The organism is Actinomadura sp. SCN-SB, assembly GCF_043906805.1.
GTDB lineage: Bacteria > Actinomycetota > Actinomycetes > Streptosporangiales > Streptosporangiaceae > Spirillospora.
In genome coordinates, this window is sequence record NZ_JBIMPP010000200.1 from 1 (window position 1) to 458 (window position 458).

1 protein-coding gene is annotated in these 458 nt (G+C 68.8%); it reads left to right on the plus strand.

The features are described 5' to 3' along the window. A partial coding sequence (locus ACGWYJ_RS39040) for a hypothetical protein (RefSeq protein ID WP_395111757.1) occupies window positions 1-398 on the plus strand: 398 nt, incomplete at its 5' end. Window positions 399-458 lie beyond the last annotated feature (60 nt).

Below are 458 nucleotides of genomic sequence, written 5' to 3' on the forward strand. Positions count from 1 at the left end.
ACGGCGAGTTGGACGAGGCCACCGTGGTGGCGTTGGGTGAGCTGAGTGAGGCGCTGGAGACGGTGGAGCGGGCGCGCGGGCACCTGTACTCGTTCCATCAGCTCATCGGGCATGCGGACTTCACCCTGGGCGACGCGGCGGACGATCTCGCGAAGGCCGGTCACGGGGAGTGGGCCGCGGAGATCCACCGGGAGCTGGTCGGGCGGAACGTGCTGCCGGGGCGCTGGACCTACCAGGTGATCGAGGAGTTCGAGGACACCTACTACGAGGTGTTCCGCGCGCTCGAACGCCGTGTCCGCGACGACCTGGCGGGTGGGCGGCGTCATCTTTACGAGGCCCGCCTGAAGGAGCGGCGGCGCAGCAAAGGGAGACCTGGGCATGAGGCCGCTCCCGGGTAGACCTTCTGAGTGCGCGTGGATTTTGCGACCGAGGCGACGCCTGGGTCGGTGAACGAGGAC